The sequence below is a fragment of the Streptomyces klenkii genome, assembly GCF_003626645.1.
Classification (GTDB): domain Bacteria; phylum Actinomycetota; class Actinomycetes; order Streptomycetales; family Streptomycetaceae; genus Streptomyces; species Streptomyces klenkii.
Genome location: NZ_RBAM01000002.1, coordinates 143,185 through 160,429 on the forward strand (window position 1 = coordinate 143,185; position 17,245 = coordinate 160,429).

Below are 17,245 nucleotides of genomic sequence, written 5' to 3' on the forward strand. Positions count from 1 at the left end.
AGGTGCTTTCTGATGTCGCGTACGGCCCGAGAAGCCTGGGACGTGGTCGTGGTCGGTGCCGGCGGCGCCGGGCTGCGTGCCGCCATCGAGGCCCGCGAGCGGGGCATGCGCTGTGCGGTGATCTGCAAGTCGCTCTTCGGCAAGGCCCACACCGTGATGGCGGAGGGCGGCATCGCCGCGAGCATGGGCAACGTCAACGAGGGCGACAACTGGCAGGTCCACTTCCGCGACACCATGCGCGGCGGCAAGTTCCTCAACCAGTGGCGGATGGCCGAGCTGCACGCCCGCGAGGCCCCCGACCGCGTCTGGGAGCTGGAGACCTGGGGCGCCGTCTTCGACCGCACCCGGGACGGCAGGATCTCGCAGCGCAACTTCGGCGGCCACGAGTACCCGCGGCTGGCGCACGTCGGCGACCGTACGGGCCTGGAGCTGATCCGCACGCTCCAGCAGAAGATCGTCTCGCTCCAGCAGGAGGACCACCGCGAGACCGGCGACTACGAGTCCCGGCTCAAGGTCTTCCAGGAGTGCACGGTCACCCGCCTCCTCAAGGACGGTGACCGCGTCGCGGGCGTCTTCGGCTACGCGCGCGAGTCCGGCCGCTTCTTCGCCATCGAGGCGCCCTCGGTGGTCCTGGCCACCGGCGGGATCGGCAAGTCCTTCAAGGTGACGTCGAACTCCTGGGAGTACACCGGCGACGGGCACGCCCTCGCGCTGCTCGCCGGGGCGTCGCTGATCAACATGGAGTTCGTGCAGTTCCACCCGACGGGCATGGTCTGGCCGCCGTCCGTCAAGGGCATCCTCGTCACCGAGTCCGTCCGCGGCGACGGCGGCGTGCTGCGCAACAGCGACGGCAAGCGGTTCATGTTCGACTACGTCCCGGACGTCTTCAAGGAGAAGTACGCCGAGTCCGAGGCCGAGGGCGACCGCTGGTACCAGGACCCGGACAACAACCGCCGCCCGCCCGAGCTGCTCCCGCGCGACGAGGTGGCGCGCGCCATCAACTCCGAGGTCAAGGCGGGCCGCGGCTCCCCGCACGGGGGCGTCTTCCTCGACGTCTCCACCCGCCTGCCCGCCGAGGACATCAAGCGCAAACTGCCGTCGATGCACCACCAGTTCAAGGAGCTGGCGGACGTCGACATCACGGCCGAGCCGATGGAGGTCGGCCCCACCTGCCACTACGTGATGGGCGGCGTCGACGTCGACCCGGACACGGCCGCGGCGGTGGGCGTGCCCGGGCTGTTCGCCGCGGGCGAGGTCGCGGGTGGCATGCACGGCTCGAACCGGCTGGGCGGCAACTCCCTCTCCGACCTGCTCGTCTTCGGCCGACGGGCCGGGCTGTACGCGGCCGAGCACGCCTCCTCCTTCCCCGGCGCGGGCCGGCCCGTCGTCTCGGAGGCGGACCTGGAGGCGGCGGAGGCGGAGGCGCTGCGGCCGTTCGGGGTGGAGGACGAAGCCGCCGCGGCGGCGGGGGAGCGCCGCGCCGGGGAGCCGGGCGAGACCCCGGCCGGCGACGCGGCCGGCACCCCGGCCGAGAATCCGTACGCCCTGCACCAGGAGCTCCAGCAGGCCATGAACGACCTGGTCGGCATCATCCGCAAGGGCCCGGAGATGGAGGAGGCGCTGCGCCGGCTGACCGAGCTGCGGGCCCGCTCCCGGCGGGCCGGGGTGGAGGGCCACCGGCAGTTCAACCCCGGCTGGCACCTGGCGCTCGACCTGCGGAACATGCTGCTGGTCAGCGAGTGCGTGGCCCGGGCGGCGCTGGAGCGCACCGAGAGCCGCGGCGGCCACACCCGCGACGACCACCCGGCGATGGACCGGCGCTGGCGCCGGCTGAACCTCGTGTGCCGGCTGAACGGGGACAGCACGGAGCCGGGCGCGGACCCGCTGCTGGGCCGGGTGCGCCTGGAGCGGCGCGAGATGCCGCCGATCCGTGACGACCTGCTCGCGCTCTTCGACAAGGAGGAGCTGGTGAAGTACCTGACGGACGAGGAGCTGACCTCTTGAGCTACGAGGCCCACTTCAAGGTGTGGCGGGGCGACGCGGACGGCGGTTCCCTCGTCGACTACACCGTGACCGTCAACGAGGGCGAGGTCGTCCTCGACATCATCCACCGGCTCCAGGCCACCGAGGCCGCCGATCTCGCCGTGCGCTGGAACTGCAAGGCGGGCAAGTGCGGCTCGTGCAGCGCGGAGATCAACGGCCGGCCACGCCTGATGTGCATGACGCGGATGTCGCTGCTCGACCCGGCCGAGCCGGTCGTGGTCACCCCGATGCGGGCGTTCCCGGTGGTGCGGGACCTGGTGACGGACGTGTCCTTCAACTACGCCAAGGCGCGCGAGGTCCCCTCCTTCGTCCCGCCGGCCGGGGTCGGGCCCGGGGAGTACCGGATGCAGCAGGAGGACGTGGGGCGCTCCCAGGAGTTCCGCAAGTGCATCGAGTGCTTCCTGTGCCAGGACACGTGCCACGTGGTGCGGGACCACGAGGAGAACAAGCCGGTCTTCGCCGGGCCCCGCTTCCTGATGCGCGTGGCCGAGCTGGACATGCACCCGCTGGACGGGGCCGCCGAGGCGGGCATCGACCGCAAGCGGGCCGCGCAGGAGGAGCACGGGCTCGGCTACTGCAACATCACCAAGTGCTGCACGGAGGTCTGCCCGGAGCACATCAAGATCACCGACAATGCGCTGATCCCGCTGAAGGAGCGGGCCGTGGACCGGAAATACGATCCGCTGGTCTGGCTCGGGAGCAGGATCCGCCGCCGGGCGTGAGCGGGGCGCGAGGCGCGAGACGGCGCACCACGGGGCATGGACACGCTCCGTGTCGAGTCCTTTGCTCCCAGTAGCGGAACGGGCATTGCCGCCATACGCTCACAAGTGTGACGCGGCTTTCGAGGCGGTACGGGACGGGGGTGCCGGGCTGGGCCATCGCCGGCGCCCCCTTCGCGCTGTGCGCCCTGCTGCTGCCGCTGCTCACGCTCTTCCCCGCGCCCTCCTCGCGCGCGGACACCCCCCTCGACCTGGACGCGGGCGGCCGCATCACCGACACCGTCGGCGCGCTCGGCCAGCGGCGCGGGCAGGTGACCACCGCGATCGAGCGCCTGCGCACCACCCACCGGGTGCAGCTGTACGTCACCTACGTACGGGACTTCTCCGGCCGCTCCGGGCGCGGCTGGGCCGACGCCACCGCCGACCGCAACGGCCTCGGCGAGCACGACGTCCTGCTCGCCATCGCCACCCACGGCCGGCAGTACGCCGTCTCCGCCGACAAGCGCTCCGGCTTCCGCGCCGACCAGCTCAAGGCCGTCGCCGCCACCGCGATCGCGCCCGCCGTCGCCCAGCACGACTGGGCCGGGGCGGCCATCGGCGCCGCCGACGGCTACAGCGCCGTGCTCCAGGGGCAGCCCGTGCGGCCGCCCGCGATCACCCCGGGCAGCCCCGACCCCGGCGGCGAGGGGCTCGTCCCCGGGCACCGCCGGGTGTGGGCGCCCGTCGCCATGGGCGGCGGGCTCTGCCTCCTCGGGCTCTACCTGTGCGCCCGGCGCGCCTCCCGCCGGCGGCGCGCCGCGCAGGCGCCGGAGTGCGGGCCCGCCACGGCCGGCCCGCCCGGGCTCGCCCGCATGGCCCGGCCGCTGACGCCGCTGCCCGAGCTCGAAGCGGAGGCCTGCCGGGCCCTCGTCGAGACGGACGACGCCGTCCGCACCAGTGCCGAAGAACTCCACTTCGCCGCAGCCCAGTTGGGCGACGAGGCGGCCCGGCCGTTCGCCGAGGCCGTCGCGTACGCCCAAGGGGAGCTCGCCGACGCGTTCCGGCTGCGCCAGGCCCTCGACGACGCGCCCTACGAGGACGAGGAGATCCGCCGCCGCACGCTGGACGAGATCTGCTCCCACTGCACCAGCGCCAACCGGCGCCTCGACGCCGAGTCCGAGTCCTTCGACGTGCTGCGCGGCCTGCGGGCCAACGCGGCGGGGCTCCTCGCCCGGGCCGAGGCCGCGGCCGAGGACCTCGCCCCGCGCGTCGGCACCGCGGAGGGCGCGCTGGGTGTTCTCGCGGGGCACTGCACCGCGACCGCCCTCGCCGCCGTGGCCCGCCACCCCGCCGAGGCCCGCGACCGGCTGTCCTTCGCGACGGCCGCCCTCGCCGAGGCCCGCCGGGCGCTCGCGGCCGGGGACGGCGACGGCGCCGCGATCTCGCTGCGCGCGGGCGAGGCCGCCCTGTCCCAGGCCCGGGTCCTGACCCTCGCCGCCCTGCGCCGCGCCCACGAGCTCACCGGCGCCACCGCGCGGCTGCCCGTCGCCCTCGCGGACGCGGAGGCGCGGGCCCCGCGCGGCAGCCCCCAGGCGCGGGCCCTCGCCTGCGCCCGCCGGGAGGTCGAGAGCGGGCGGTACGACCCGCGGGCCGTCCTGCGGCACGTGGAGGAGACGGCCGCCGCGCTGGACGCCGGCCCGGGCGCCGGCCACGAGGACCGGGCCCGGGCGCGGACGGAGCGGGCGCTGCGGCGGGTGCGGGGGGAGGTGGCCGCGGCGCGGGACTTCGTCACGACCCACCGGGGCGCCGTCGGGTGCCGGGCCCGCACCCGGCTCGCCGAGGCCGAGCGGCACCTGAGTCTCGCCCGCACCGCTCGTGACCTGCGCACCGTGCGCTCCGAGACGGGCCACGCGGACTCCCTGGCCCGGCAGGCCCGCGCCCTCGCCGAGCACGACGTCGGCTCGTACGGCACCCGCTACGAACCGGGCACCCCGCCCCCCACCCGCGCCCTGGGCGGCGCGCTCCTCGGCGGCATCATCCTGGCCGGGCTCCTGCCGGCGACGTTCGGCGGCGGCGCGACCCGCGGCCGCCTGGCTGCCGGCTGAGCACGTACGGGTTCCCGTTCCGGGGCATTCCGCCGGACCCTCGCCGCGGGGGGTGCGCGCCATGGCGGCGGGATCATTCCGGCTGTGCCGGACGCTGCGGATGCCACGGACGGCCGTCCGGCACCGCCGGATTCCCCGGTGGGGGTTCCTCGCCGTTGCGGCGGGGGTGTTTCGGCTGCGCCGAGCGGAGGGGGCTCGGTGGCCGGTGCCCGGCGGTGCCCGGCTCCCGGAGGGTCCCCGCGGGGCCGGAGGAGGTCGTTCCGGCATCCTCCCGGACCAAGGAAATCCCAGGTCAGAGGCCCCGCCCCGGGCCTGCGGGAGCCGAAGTCGGCTCGGGCCCGTACCATGGAAGTGGCCGCGGCGTGATTCTGCCCGGCGGGCGCGCGTGCCGGACCGTACGCGCCGCCATCCACGATTCCGGGAGAAGCGCCGCAAGTATGCCCACCCGCCACGACATTCGTAACGTCGCCATCGTCGCCCACGTCGACCACGGCAAGACGACCATCGTCGACGCCATGCTCAAGCAGGCCGGCGCCTTCGCCGCGCACCAGCTCGAGTCCGTCGACGACCGCGTCATGGACTCGAACGACCTGGAGCGTGAGAAGGGCATCACGATCCTCGCCAAGAACACGGCGGTGAAGTACCACCCCAAGGACGGCGGCGAGCCGATCACCATCAACATCATCGACACCCCCGGCCACGCCGACTTCGGTGGCGAGGTCGAGCGCGGCCTGTCGATGGTGGACGCGGTCGTGCTGCTGGTGGACGCCTCCGAGGGCCCGCTGCCGCAGACCCGCTTCGTGCTCCGCAAGGCGCTCCAGCAGCGGAAGCCGGTCATCCTCTGTATCAACAAGACGGACCGCCCGGACTCCCGCATCGACGAGGTCGTCAACGAGACGTACGACCTCTTCCTGGACCTGGACGCGGACGAGGACCAGATCGAGTTCCCGATCGTCTACGCCTGCGGCCGTGACGGCATCGCGTCGCTGACCAAGCCGGAGGACGGCACCGTCCCCGCGGACAGCACCAACCTGGAGCCGTTCTTCTCCACGATCCTGGAGCACGTCCCGGCCCCGGCGTACGAGGAGGACGCGCCGCTCCAGGCCCACGTCACCAACCTCGACGCCGACAACTTCCTCGGCCGCATCGCGCTGCTCCGCGTCGAGCAGGGCGAGCTGCGCAAGGGCCAGACCGTCGCGTGGATCAAGCGTGACGGCTCGATCTCCAGCGTCCGCATCACCGAGCTGATGATGACCGAGGCCCTCACCCGCAAGCCCGCCGAGGTCGCCGGCCCCGGTGACATCTGCGCGGTCGCCGGTATCCCCGACATCATGATCGGCGAGACCCTGGCCGACCCGGAGAACCCGGTCGCGCTGCCCCTGATCACGGTCGACGAGCCCGCGATCTCCATGACCATCGGCACCAACACCTCGCCGCTGGTCGGCCGCGGCGGCACGGGCAAGGGCGCGGACGCCAAGTCCGCGGTCAAGGACCGCAAGGTCACCGCCCGCCAGGTCAAGGACCGCCTGGACCGCGAGCTGGTCGGTAACGTCTCGCTGCGCGTCCTGGACACCGAGCGCCCCGACGCCTGGGAGGTGCAGGGCCGCGGTGAGCTGGCGCTGGCCATCCTGGTCGAGCAGATGCGCCGCGAGGGCTTCGAGATGACCATCGGCAAGCCCCAGGTCGTCACCAAGGAGGTCGACGGCAAGACCCACGAGCCCGTCGAGCGCCTCACGGTCGACGTGCCCGAGGAGCACATGGGCGCGGTCACGCAGCTCATGGGCACCCGCAAGGGCCGCATGGACAACATGTCCAACCACGGCTCCGGCTGGGTCCGCATGGAGTTCGTCGTCCCGTCCCGCGGTCTGATCGGCTTCCGCACGGAGTTCCTGACGAACACCCGCGGCACCGGCATCGCCCACTCCATCCACGAGGGCCACGAGCCGTGGTTCGGCGAGCTGAAGACCCGTAACAACGGCTCCCTGGTCGCCGACCGCGCCGGTGCCGTCACCGCCTTCGCGATGACGAACCTCCAGGAGCGCGGCGTGCTCTTCACCGACCCGGGCACCGAGGTGTACGAGGGCATGATCGTCGGCGAGAACTCCCGCGCCGACGACATGGACGTCAACATCACCAAGGAGAAGAAGCTCACCAACATGCGCTCCTCCTCCGCCGACTCCTTCGAGGCGATCGTCCCGCCGCGCAAGCTGTCGCTGGAGCAGTCCCTGGAGTTCTGCCGCGACGACGAGTGCGTCGAGGTCACCCCGGAGGCCGTGCGCATCCGCAAGGTCGTCCTGGACCAGAAGGAGCGCGGCCGCACCGCCTCCCGCGCCAAGCGCTAAGCATTAACTAGCGCCGAGCGCCCAGCGCTCCGAAGGTCTCAAGAGGCCCGGTTGCCCCGCAGTTTTTCTGCGGGGCAACCGGGCCTCCGGCGTATCCGGGCCCGCCCCGACGACCGGAATTAGTCAGTCCGAATTCATGCACGCCTGCCGAAGTTGTCCGAATACCGGCCGGTCAACGCCGGAAGTTGTGTTAACAGTCCGTTTCGCGGGTGTCTGTCTGTGCTGGCTTTGTCCGGTTTTCGAACTCCTGAAGGCGCTCGATGTGACCAAAGCGAGACCCTTTAAGTGTGGTTTACAAGGCGGACGTACTTAATAGTTGGGTTCATTGAGCTCGGGTCAATGGGTCACGCGCTGTGGGGAGCGCCGACTCACGAGCACACTCGAGGTGCCGGTTCCGTCTCCGCTGTCAGGGGTGTCAGCGTGGGGCCGGCGCCTCTCTCGTAGTGAAAAGTGGACTCTTGAGGAGGCATACCCATGCGCGGTGCCAAGAGCGCCAAGTGGGTCGTGGGCGCGATAGTCGTGGCGATGGCCGCGACCGCCTGTGGCGGCGGCAGCAACGACAGCGGTAAGGGAGGCGGCGCGACCTTCCGGCTCGGCATCACCGAGCCGAAGTCGATCGACCCCATCAACGCCCAGGAGTCTGAGGGCACGCTGGTGGCGCGTCAGCTGTTCGTGGGCCTCTACGACGTGAAGGACGACGGCACCCTCGCGCCGAAGCTGGCGGAGTCCGCCAAGCCGAACGACGCCGGTGACGAGTGGACCTTCCAGATCAAGAAGGACACCAAGTTCAGCAACGGCGAGCCGGTGAACGCCGAGGCGTTCATCCGCGGCTGGACCCGCGTCGCCACCAAGGCGTCCGCCTCCGACGTGGCGTACCACATGAACGGCATCGCCGGCTACAAGGAGCTCAACGGCGGTTCGAGCGACAAGTTCTCCGGCCTGTCCGCCGAGGGTGACTACACCCTCAAGGTCAAGCTGTCCGCTCCGGACTTCGAGTTCGACAAGAAGACTGCTCACCCGGCCTTCAGCCCGATGCCGAAGGTCGCCGGCGCCGGCGACAACAAGTCGTTCAACGACGCCCCCATCGGCAACGGCCCCTTCAAGATGTCCGGTTCGTGGGAGCACAACAAGAAGATCACCCTCGTCCGCAACGACGACTACGGCCTGACCAAGGCCAAGCTGGACAAGGTCGAGCTGGCGATCCTCAACCCGGCCAACGGCGTGACCCTGGAGTACAAGGGCTTCGAGTCCGGCCAGTTCGACTGGGCCCGCATGCCCGTCCCGCAGATGCCGGGCGCCAAGAAGAAGTACGAGCCCCAGGGCGAGTGGGTCAAGGCCGACGTCGCCGGCATCAACTACATCTCCCCGTTCAACGAGACCAGCCCGATGAACTCGGCCGACGCCCGTAAGGCCATCTCCTACGCGATCGACCGCGCGGAGATCGCCAAGGGTGTCTTCCAGGGACTCCAGGAGCCCGCCACGGCCCTGCTCCCGCCGAACTTCAAGGAGGTCTACAAGGCCGACGTGTGCTCCTCCTGCGCCAAGCAGGACAAGGCCAAGGCCAAGGAGTACGCGGAGAAGGCCGGCCTCAAGCCGGGCGACACCCTCGACTTCGGCTACAACACGGGTGCCGGGCACGAGGAGTGGGTGCAGGCCGTCGCCAAGCAGGTCGAGGACGTGCTGGGCCTGAAGGTCAAGCTCAACGGCCTGCCGTTCAAGGAGGCCCTGGAGAAGCAGCAGGAGAAGGGCGCCAAGGGCATCTGGCGTCAGGCGTGGTCCGCGGACTACCCGACCGCCGACAACTTCTTCGCCCCCCTGCTCTCCACCAACGGCATCAACCCGGACGCCAACGGCAAGGCGCTGGGCGACAACCGCGGCCGTTACAGCAACCCGAAGTTCGACGAGCTGCTGGTGAAGGCCCGTCAGACCAAGGACGCCACCGAGCGCGCCAAGATCTACAACGAGGCCGAGAAGCTCGCGATCGACGAGGACCAGGCCGTCATCCCGACCTGGAAGCGCACTCAGTACCGCCTGGTGAACACCAAGAAGTTCACCAACGTGAAGATCGACTTCTACGAGGACCCGAACCTCGCTGAGATCGGCGTCAAGTAACCATCACCCTCCAGCCAGTCCCGTGAAGACCGTGGAGCCCCGAGCGAGAGCTTGAGGCTCCGCGGCCTTCGCCTGCGGCACGTCCCGGCCCGCGCGGCCGGGCCGTGCGCGGCCGCCTCCCCACCTTCCCCCCGTGCCGGGAGGCGACGGCGAACGCCCCACGGCGGCAGTAAGTCAAGGAGACATCGTGGGCAAATATGTGATCCGGCGGATCGGGCAGATGGTGGTCGTCCTCTTCGGCGCGACGCTCATCCTCTTCGCCTGTCTGTTCGTCCTCCCGGGAGACCCGGTCGGCTCGCTCGGCGGTGACAAGGCGCGTGACCCCGCCGTCGTCGAGCAGCTGCGCGAGCGCTACGGCCTGGACAAGCCCCTTGCCGTGCAGTACGGCAACTATGTGACCAACCTGGTCAAGGGCGACCTCGGCGAGGACTACACCCAGCGGCGCCAGGTGACGGAGGTGCTCGGCCCCAAGCTGGGCAACACCGCCCGGCTGGCCGTTGCGGCGATCATCATCGACGTGGTGATCGGCGTCCTCGCGGGCCTGGTGGCGGCCCTGTTCAGATACTCCTTCTGGGACGTCTTGGTCACCTTGCTCACGACCTTCGCCATCGGCTTTCCCAGCTTCGTCATCGGCATGGTGCTCCAGAGCACCTTCTCCGTGAACCTCGGCTGGTTCCCGCTGATTTCGGACGGCTCGTTCAACTCGATGATCATGCCGGCGTTCACGCTGGCCATCATCGACGCGGCCCTCGTCGCGCGGCTGATGCGCGGCACCATGCTGGAGGTGCTGCGCGCGGACTACGTCAAGACGGCCATCGCCAAGGGCCTGCCGCGCCGCACGGTGCTCCTCAAGCACGTCATGCGCAACTCGATCATCCCCGTGGTCACCTACATCGGCATCTCCTTCGGCGGCCTGCTCGGCGGCGCCCTCATCACCGAGGCGATCTTCAACTGGGACGGCATGGGCTACGCGCTGGTCACCTCGATCCAGCAGGGGAACAACCCGATCATCGTCGGCGTGGTCACCTACGGCGTCGCCGTCTTCGTCGTGCTCAACCTGCTGGTCGATCTGCTCTACGCGGTGCTCGACCCGCGGATCCGCCTCAGCTGACCGCCAGGTCACACCCGTTCTAGGAGTCACCCATGACTGAGCTCGCCAAGAGCGCCAAGGGGCCGGACGCCGCGACCGCAACGACCGCCGCCGCCGCGAACAACACCGCCGAGCCCGCACCGGCCCGCATCACCCAGTGGGGCGAGATCCGCCACCGCTTCATGGCCAACAAGCTCGCCGTGGTCGGCCTCGTGCTGGTCACCCTGCTCTTCATCGTCGCCGCCGCGGCACCCCTGATCGCGACCCACGACCCGTACGCGCAGAACCTGGCCAACACGCTCCAGGAGCCCAGCGGCGACCACTGGTTCGGCACCGACGCCCTGGGCCGCGACCAGTTCTCCCGCATCATCTACGGCAGCCGCATCGCCGTGATCGTCGGTCTGGCCTCGATCTTCCTGGCCTGTGTGATCGGCTGCATCCTCGGCGCCCTGTCCGGCTACTTCGGCAAGGCCGTCGACAGCGTCATCATGCGCATCGCCGACATCTTCTTCGCCTTCCCGCTGCTCATCGGCGCGATCGTGATCATCCTGGTGATGGGCCGCGGCGTGCTGCCCGTCATCGTCTCGCTGGCCGTCTTCAGCTGGGCCACGGTCGCCCGCCTGCTGCGCTCCAGCATCCTGTCCGTCCGCGAGATGGACTACGTCACCGCGGCGAAGGCGCTGGGCGCGAGCACCACCCGCATCATCACGCGGCACATCATGCCCAACTCCATCGCGGCCGTGATGTCGTACGTGTCCTTCAGCGTCGGCACCGCCGTCGTGGCCGAGGCCTCGCTGTCCTTCCTCGGCATCGGCGTGAGCCCCGAGGTGCCGGAGTGGGGCAACATGATCTCCGCCGGTAAGGACTCCCTCGGCGTCAGTGACTTCCTGTGGGTGTACCCCAGCTCCGCGATCGTGCTGACGGTGCTCGGATTTGTCTTTGTCGGTGACGGGCTGCGCGATGCCCTCGACCCGAAGCTGCGTTGAGGAGAACGTCCCGATGACCACGACCGAAAAGACCGAAGGGGCGGCCGGCTCCGCGCCGCAGGACGCGAAGAAGTCCGGACCCCTGCTCGAAGTGCGCGACCTGCACGTCGAGTTCAAGACCCGCGACGGCGTCGCCAAGGCCGTCAACGGTGTGAGCTACAGCGTCGACGCCGGCGAGACCCTCGCCGTGCTCGGCGAGTCGGGCTCCGGCAAGTCCGTCACCGCCCAGGCCATCATGGGCATCCTGGACTCGCCCCCCGGCCGGGTGGCCGGCGGTGAGATCCTCTTCCACGGCCAGGACATCCTGAAGCTGCCGGAGAGCGAGCGGCGCAAGCTGCGCGGCCCGAAGATGGCGATGATCTTCCAGGACGCGCTCTCCGCCCTCAACCCCGTCTTCTCCGTCGGCAACCAGCTCGGCGAGATGTTCCGGGTGCACCAGGGCCTGTCGAAGAAGGACGCCAAGGCCAAGGCGATCGAGCTGATGGACCGGGTGCGCATCCCGGCCGCCAAGCAGCGCGTGGGCGACTACCCGCACCAGTTCTCCGGCGGCATGCGCCAGCGCATCATGATCGCCATGGCGATGGCCCTGGAGCCGGACCTGATCATCGCCGACGAGCCGACCACGGCCCTCGACGTGACCGTCCAGGCCCAGGTCATGGACCTGCTCGCGGAGCTCCAGCGCGAGTACAACATGGGCCTGATCCTCATCACGCACGACCTGGGCGTCGTCGCGGACGTCGCCGACAAGATCGCCGTGATGTACGCGGGCCGGATCGTGGAGACCGCGCCCGTGCACGAGCTCTACAAGCGCCCCGCCCACCCGTACACCCGCGGCCTGCTGGACTCGATCCCGCGCCTGGACCACAAGGGCCAGGAGCTGTACGCGATCAAGGGCCTGCCGCCCAACCTCCTGCGGATCCCCACCGGCTGTGCCTTCAACCCGCGCTGCCCCAAGGCGCAGGACGTCTGCCGGGCGGACATCCCGGCCTTGCACCAGGTGACGGAGCAGGACGGCACCGAGCTCGACGGCCGCGGCAGCGCGTGCCACTTCTGGAAGGAAACGATCCATGGCTGACATGACCAAGCAGGCCGGCAAGGCCGGGGCGGCCGGTCAGCGGGAGCCGATCCTCCAGGTGCGCAACCTCGTCAAGCACTTCCCGCTGACGCAGGGCCTGATCCTGAAGAAGCAGGTCGGCGCCGTCAAGGCCGTGGACGGGATCTCCTTCGACCTCTACCAGGGCGAGACGCTGGGCATCGTCGGCGAGTCCGGCTGCGGCAAGTCCACGGTCGCCAAGCTGCTGATGACCCTGGAGACGGCCACCTCCGGCGAGGTCTTCTACAAGGGCCAGGACATCACCAAGCTGTCCGGGCGCGCGCTGAAGGCGGTCCGCCGCAACATCCAGATGGTGTTCCAGGACCCGTACACCTCGCTGAACCCGCGGATGACGGTCGGCGACATCATCGGCGAGCCCTTCGAGATCCACCCCGAGGTGGCGCCCAAGGGCGACCGGCGCAAGCGCGTCCAGGAGCTGCTGGACGTCGTCGGCCTCAACCCGGAGTACGTCAACCGCTACCCGCACCAGTTCTCCGGCGGTCAGCGCCAGCGCATCGGCATCGCCCGCGGCCTGGCGCTCAACCCCGAGATCATCATCTGCGACGAGCCGGTCTCGGCGCTGGACGTCTCGGTGCAGGCGCAGGTCATCAACCTGATGGAGCGGCTCCAGGACGAGTTCAACCTCTCCTACGTCTTCATCGCGCACGACCTGTCCATCGTCCGGCACATCTCCGACCGCGTCGGCGTGATGTACCTGGGCAAGATGGCGGAGATCGGCACGGACGCCCAGATCTACGAGCACCCGACGCACCCCTACACCCAGGCGCTGCTGTCGGCCGTCCCGGTGCCGGACCCGGAGGCCCGCGAGGGCCGCGAGCGCATCATCCTCACCGGTGACGTGCCCTCCCCGGCCAACCCGCCGTCCGGCTGCCGCTTCCGCACCCGCTGCTGGAAGGCGGAGGACAAGTGCGCCGAGGAGGTGCCGCTGCTGGCCGTGCCCAAGGTCTTCGAGGGCAAGGACACCCCGGCGGCGCACGAGTCGGCGTGCCACTTCGCCGAGGTGAAGCAGGTGGTCGGCGCCGCGTAGGCGGCACCGCCGGAGCCGGTGCTCCGCGCTCGGACGGATGGGCTCCCCCGGTCAGGCCGGGGGAGCCCTTTCGTGTGGTTCGGGCGGGGAAGGGGCCGCGGAGGCGCCGCGCGCCACCATATCGGGTGTTATCTGGGCCTAAGCGACACTTGGGACCCGGAGGAGGCACTCGATGCGTGGAGCCACGCGCGCCAGGTGGGCCGTCTGCGCCCTGTCCGCGGTGCTCGCCGCGGCCACGGCCGGGTGCGGCGGGGGCGGCAGCGGCGGCTCCGGTGTCGTCCGCGCCTCCTGGGGCGACCCGCAGAACCAGCTGGAGCCCGCCAACACCAACGAGGTCCAGGGCGGCAAGGTGCTCGCGATGATCTTCCGCGGGCTCAAGCGCTACGACCCCCGCAGCGGCGCCGCCGAGAACATGCTGGCCGACAAGATCGAGACCTCCGACCAGCAGAACTTCACCGTCACCCTCAAGGACGGCTGGACCTTCTCCAACGGCGAGAAGGTCACCTCCAAGTCCTTCGTGGACGCCTGGAACTACGCGGCCCTCGTCGACAACAAGCAGAAGAACGCCTCCTTCTTCGAATACGTCGACGGCTACGACAAGGTCCACCCGTCCGGCGGGCGCGCCACCGCCAAGACCCTCTCCGGGCTCGCCGTCAAGGACGACAAGACCTTCACGGTCAGGCTGCGCACCAAGTTCTCCACCTGGCCCGACACCCTCGGCTACGCCGCCTACGCCCCGCTGCCCCGCGCCTTCTTCGACGACCACGTGAACTGGCTGAAGAAACCGGTGGGCAACGGCCCGTACACCATCGACTCGTACGCCAAGGGCTCGGCGATGAAGCTCACCCGCTGGGACGGCTACCCCGGCGACGACAAGGCCCGCAACACCGGCGTCGAGCTGCGGGTCTACACCGACAACAACACCGCGTACACCGACCTCCAGGCCGGCAACCTCGACCTCGTCGACGACATCCCGAGCGCCCAGCTCAAGAACGTCAAGGCCGACCTCGGCGACCGCTACATCAACCAGCCGGCCGGCATCATCCAGACCCTCGTCTTCCCCATGTACGACCCGAACTGGTCCAAGAACGGCATGGAGAAGGTCCGCCGGGGCCTGTCCATGGCCATCAACCGCGAGCAGATCACCGACCAGATCTACCAGAAGACCCGCACCCCGGCCACGGACTGGACCTCACCGGCCCTCGGCGACCAGGGCGGCTACAAGGCCGGCCTGTGCGGCGACGCCTGCACGTTCGACTCCGCCGCCGCCAAGAAGCTCATCCAGGACGGCGGCGGCCTGCCCGGCGGCCGGATCACCCTCACCTCGAACGTCGACACCGGCTCCCACCGGGTGTGGATGGACGCCGTCTGCAACAGCATCAACACCGCCCTCGGCAACGACAAGGCCTGCATCGTCAACCCCGTCGGCACCTTCGCGGACTTCCGCAACCAGATCACCGAGCAGCGCCTGAGCAACCCCTTCCGCTCCGGCTGGCAGATGGACTACCCGCTGATCCAGAACTTCCTCCAGCCGCTCTACTACACGAACGCCTCGTCCAACTACGGCAAGTTCAGCGACCCGCAGTTCGACAAGCTGGTCGACGAGGCCAACGCCGACGGCTCCCAGAGCGCCGCCAACGCCAAGTTCCACGACGCGGAGCGGATCCTCGCCCGGGAGATGCCCGCCATCCCGCTCTGGTACCAGAACGGCAGCGCCGGCTACTCCGAACGGGTCTCCGACGTCACGCTCAACCCCTTCAGCGTGCCCGTCTACGAGCAGATCAAGGTCGGCTGACGCGTCCATGGGACGGTACGTGATCCGGCGCCTGCTCCAGATGGTCCCGGTGTTCATCGGCAGCACGTTCCTGATCTTCTTCATGGTCTACGCCCTGGGCGACCCCGTGGCCGCCCTCTTCGGCGACAAGGCGCCCGACCCCGCCACCGCCGCCCGCATCCGCCAGGAGCTCTACCTCGACGAGCCCCTGTGGAAGCAGTACGGGCACTACATGGGGCAGATCCTCTCGGGCAACTTCGGCACCGCCTTCAACGGCCAGCCGGTCACCGAGCTGATGGCCGACGCCTTTCCCGTCACCCTGCGCCTCACCCTCGTCGCGATCCTCTTCGAGATCGTCTTCGGCATCACCCTCGGCGTCCTCAGCGGGCTGCGCCGCGGCCGCTCCGCCGACACCACCGTGCTCCTGCTGACCCTGATCGTCGTCTCCGTCCCGACCTTCGTCAGCGGCTACGTCCTGCAATACCTCTTCGGCGTGAAGTGGGGGATCGTCTCCCCGTCCGTGTCCCCCGAGGCCCCCTTCGACGAGCTGATGCTGCCCGGCATCGTCCTCGCGCTGACCTCGCTCGCGTACGTCACCCGCCTCTCGCGCACCTCCATCGCCGAGAACTCCCGCGCCGACTACGTCCGCACGGCCGTCGCCAAGGGATTGCCGCGCCGCCGCGTCGTCACCCGGCACCTGCTGCGCAACTCCCTCATCCCCGTCGTCACCTTCATCGGCACCGACATCGGCGCGCTCATGGGCGGCGCCATCGTCACCGAGCGGATCTTCAACATCCACGGCGTCGGCTTCCAGCTCTACCAGGGCATCCTGCGGCAGAACTCGCCCACCGTCGTCGGCTTCGTGACCATCCTCGTCATCGTCTTCCTGCTCGCGAACCTGCTCGTCGACCTCCTCTACGCCGTGCTCGACCCGAGGATCCGCTATGCCTGAGCCCGATCCTTCCGACGCCGACGGCCGCGTCACGCCCGCCGGCGGCGACCCCGACGCGGCCGTCACCCCCGCCGGCGGCGGCGCCTCCTCGCTGGCCACCAGCGACGCGGAGACCCTCGAAGGCGGCCCCGTCCCCGGCGGCACCGCGAGCGGCAAGGCCCGCAGCCTGTGGTCCGACGCCTGGCACGACCTGCGCCGCAACCCCGTCTTCGTGATCTCCGCGCTGATCATCGTCTTCCTGGTGCTGATCGCCCTGTGGCCCGGCCTCATCGCCGGCGGGAACCCCCTGACCTGCGACCTCGCCAAGGCCCAGGAGGGCTCCCGGCCGGGCCACCCCTTCGGCTACGACACACAGGGCTGCGACGTCTACACCCGCACCGTCCACGGGGCCCGCGCCTCCATCACCGTCGGCATCTGCGCCACCGCCGGCGCCGCCCTCCTCGGCAGCGTGCTCGGCGGGCTGGCCGGCTTCTTCGGCGGCTGGTGGGACGCCCTGCTCTCCCGGATCGCCGACGTCTTCTTCGGCATCCCCATCATCCTGGGCGGCCTCGTCTTCCTCTCCGTCGTCACCGGCGGCTCCCTGTGGCCCGTCGTCGGCTTCATCGTGCTGCTCGGCTGGCCGCAGATCTCCCGCATCGCCCGCGGCTCCGTCGTCACCGCCCGCCAGCACGACTACGTGCAGGCCGCGCGGGCCCTCGGCGCGGGCAACACCCGGCTGCTGCTGCGGCACATCGCGCCCAACGCCGTCGCCCCCGTCATCGTCGTCGCGACCATCGCCCTCGGCACGTACATCGCCCTGGAGGCCACGCTGTCCTTCCTGGGCGTCGGCCTCAAACCGCCCACCGTGTCCTGGGGCATCGACATCTCCAACGCCTCCACCCAGATCCGCAACGCCCCCCACATGCTGCTGTGGCCCGCGGGCGCCCTGAGCATCACGGTGCTGGCGTTCATCATGCTCGGCGACGCGGTCCGCGACGCCCTCGACCCCAAACTGCGCTGAGG

At 70.2% G+C, this 17,245-nt stretch carries 12 protein-coding genes; all 12 read left to right on the forward strand.

Going from position 1 to position 17,245, the window contains the following annotated elements; all coding sequences use genetic code 11:
• Nucleotides 1-12 precede the first annotated feature (12 nt).
• The gene (locus D7231_RS04015) at nt 13-2,004 is read left to right on the forward strand and encodes a fumarate reductase/succinate dehydrogenase flavoprotein subunit (RefSeq protein WP_120753536.1); all 1,992 of its coding nucleotides are present in this window, start codon (nt 13-15) and stop codon (nt 2,002-2,004) included.
• The gene (locus D7231_RS04020; RefSeq protein ID WP_120753537.1) at nt 2,001-2,765 is read left to right on the forward strand and encodes a succinate dehydrogenase/fumarate reductase iron-sulfur subunit; all 765 of its coding nucleotides are present in this window, start codon (nt 2,001-2,003) and stop codon (nt 2,763-2,765) included. The genes D7231_RS04015 and D7231_RS04020 overlap by 4 nt, the downstream gene beginning before the upstream one ends.
• 107 nt (nt 2,766-2,872) lie before the next feature.
• A complete protein-coding gene (locus tag D7231_RS04025; protein ID WP_120753538.1) occupies nt 2,873-4,846 on the forward strand; it encodes a TPM domain-containing protein in 1,974 nt (657 codons plus the stop codon).
• A 437-nt stretch (nt 4,847-5,283) separates the two neighbouring features.
• Nucleotides 5,284-7,188, forward strand: coding sequence for a translational GTPase TypA (gene typA, locus D7231_RS04030; protein WP_120753539.1), 1,905 nt, complete (start codon nt 5,284-5,286; stop codon nt 7,186-7,188).
• Between the two features lie 474 nt (nt 7,189-7,662).
• On the forward strand, nt 7,663-9,300 hold the full coding sequence (locus D7231_RS04035; RefSeq protein WP_120753540.1) for a peptide ABC transporter substrate-binding protein: 1,638 nt from the start codon (nt 7,663-7,665) through the stop codon (nt 9,298-9,300).
• 187 nt (nt 9,301-9,487) lie between these two features.
• Entirely contained in the window at nt 9,488-10,411 is a 924-nt protein-coding gene (locus tag D7231_RS04040) for an ABC transporter permease (RefSeq protein WP_241999560.1), read from the forward strand.
• A 32-nt stretch (nt 10,412-10,443) separates the two neighbouring features.
• Nucleotides 10,444-11,376 (forward strand): ABC transporter permease, encoded by a 933-nt coding sequence (locus D7231_RS04045; RefSeq protein WP_120753541.1) that lies wholly within the window; start codon nt 10,444-10,446, stop codon nt 11,374-11,376.
• Nucleotides 11,377-11,389: 13 nt separating this feature from the next.
• A complete protein-coding gene (locus D7231_RS04050; RefSeq protein ID WP_120753542.1) occupies nt 11,390-12,451 on the forward strand; it encodes an ABC transporter ATP-binding protein in 1,062 nt (353 codons plus the stop codon).
• Nucleotides 12,444-13,517, forward strand: a complete 1,074-nt coding sequence (locus D7231_RS04055) for an ABC transporter ATP-binding protein (RefSeq protein ID WP_277875542.1) — start codon at nt 12,444-12,446, stop codon at nt 13,515-13,517. The genes D7231_RS04050 and D7231_RS04055 overlap by 8 nt, the downstream gene beginning before the upstream one ends.
• A 172-nt stretch (nt 13,518-13,689) precedes the next feature.
• Nucleotides 13,690-15,312, forward strand: a complete 1,623-nt coding sequence (locus tag D7231_RS04060) for a peptide ABC transporter substrate-binding protein (RefSeq protein WP_120753543.1) — start codon at nt 13,690-13,692, stop codon at nt 15,310-15,312.
• 7 nt (nt 15,313-15,319) lie between these two features.
• Complete coding sequence (locus tag D7231_RS04065; protein ID WP_120753544.1) at nt 15,320-16,243, forward strand: ABC transporter permease; 924 nt, start codon at nt 15,320-15,322, stop codon at nt 16,241-16,243.
• Nucleotides 16,236-17,243: an ABC transporter permease gene (locus tag D7231_RS04070; protein ID WP_120753545.1), complete on the forward strand. Its 1,008-nt coding sequence runs from the start codon at nt 16,236-16,238 to the stop codon at nt 17,241-17,243. Before D7231_RS04065 ends, D7231_RS04070 begins: the two co-directional genes overlap by 8 nt.
• The last annotated feature ends 2 nt before the right edge of the window (nt 17,244-17,245 follow it).

Coding starts and splice junctions, on each gene's coding strand:
- D7231_RS04050 (WP_120753542.1), top strand. CDS start 11,390: ATGACCACGACCGAAAAGACCGAAGGGGCGGCCGGCTCCGCGCCGCAG.
- D7231_RS04060 (WP_120753543.1), top strand. CDS start 13,690: ATGCGTGGAGCCACGCGCGCCAGGTGGGCCGTCTGCGCCCTGTCCGCG.
- D7231_RS04045 (WP_120753541.1), top strand. CDS start 10,444: ATGACTGAGCTCGCCAAGAGCGCCAAGGGGCCGGACGCCGCGACCGCA.
- D7231_RS04070 (WP_120753545.1), top strand. CDS start 16,236: ATGCCTGAGCCCGATCCTTCCGACGCCGACGGCCGCGTCACGCCCGCC.
- D7231_RS04015 (WP_120753536.1), top strand. CDS start 13: ATGTCGCGTACGGCCCGAGAAGCCTGGGACGTGGTCGTGGTCGGTGCC.
- D7231_RS04035 (WP_120753540.1), top strand. CDS start 7,663: ATGCGCGGTGCCAAGAGCGCCAAGTGGGTCGTGGGCGCGATAGTCGTG.
- typA (WP_120753539.1), top strand. CDS start 5,284: ATGCCCACCCGCCACGACATTCGTAACGTCGCCATCGTCGCCCACGTC.
- D7231_RS04065 (WP_120753544.1), top strand. CDS start 15,320: ATGGGACGGTACGTGATCCGGCGCCTGCTCCAGATGGTCCCGGTGTTC.
- D7231_RS04055 (WP_277875542.1), top strand. CDS start 12,444: ATGGCTGACATGACCAAGCAGGCCGGCAAGGCCGGGGCGGCCGGTCAG.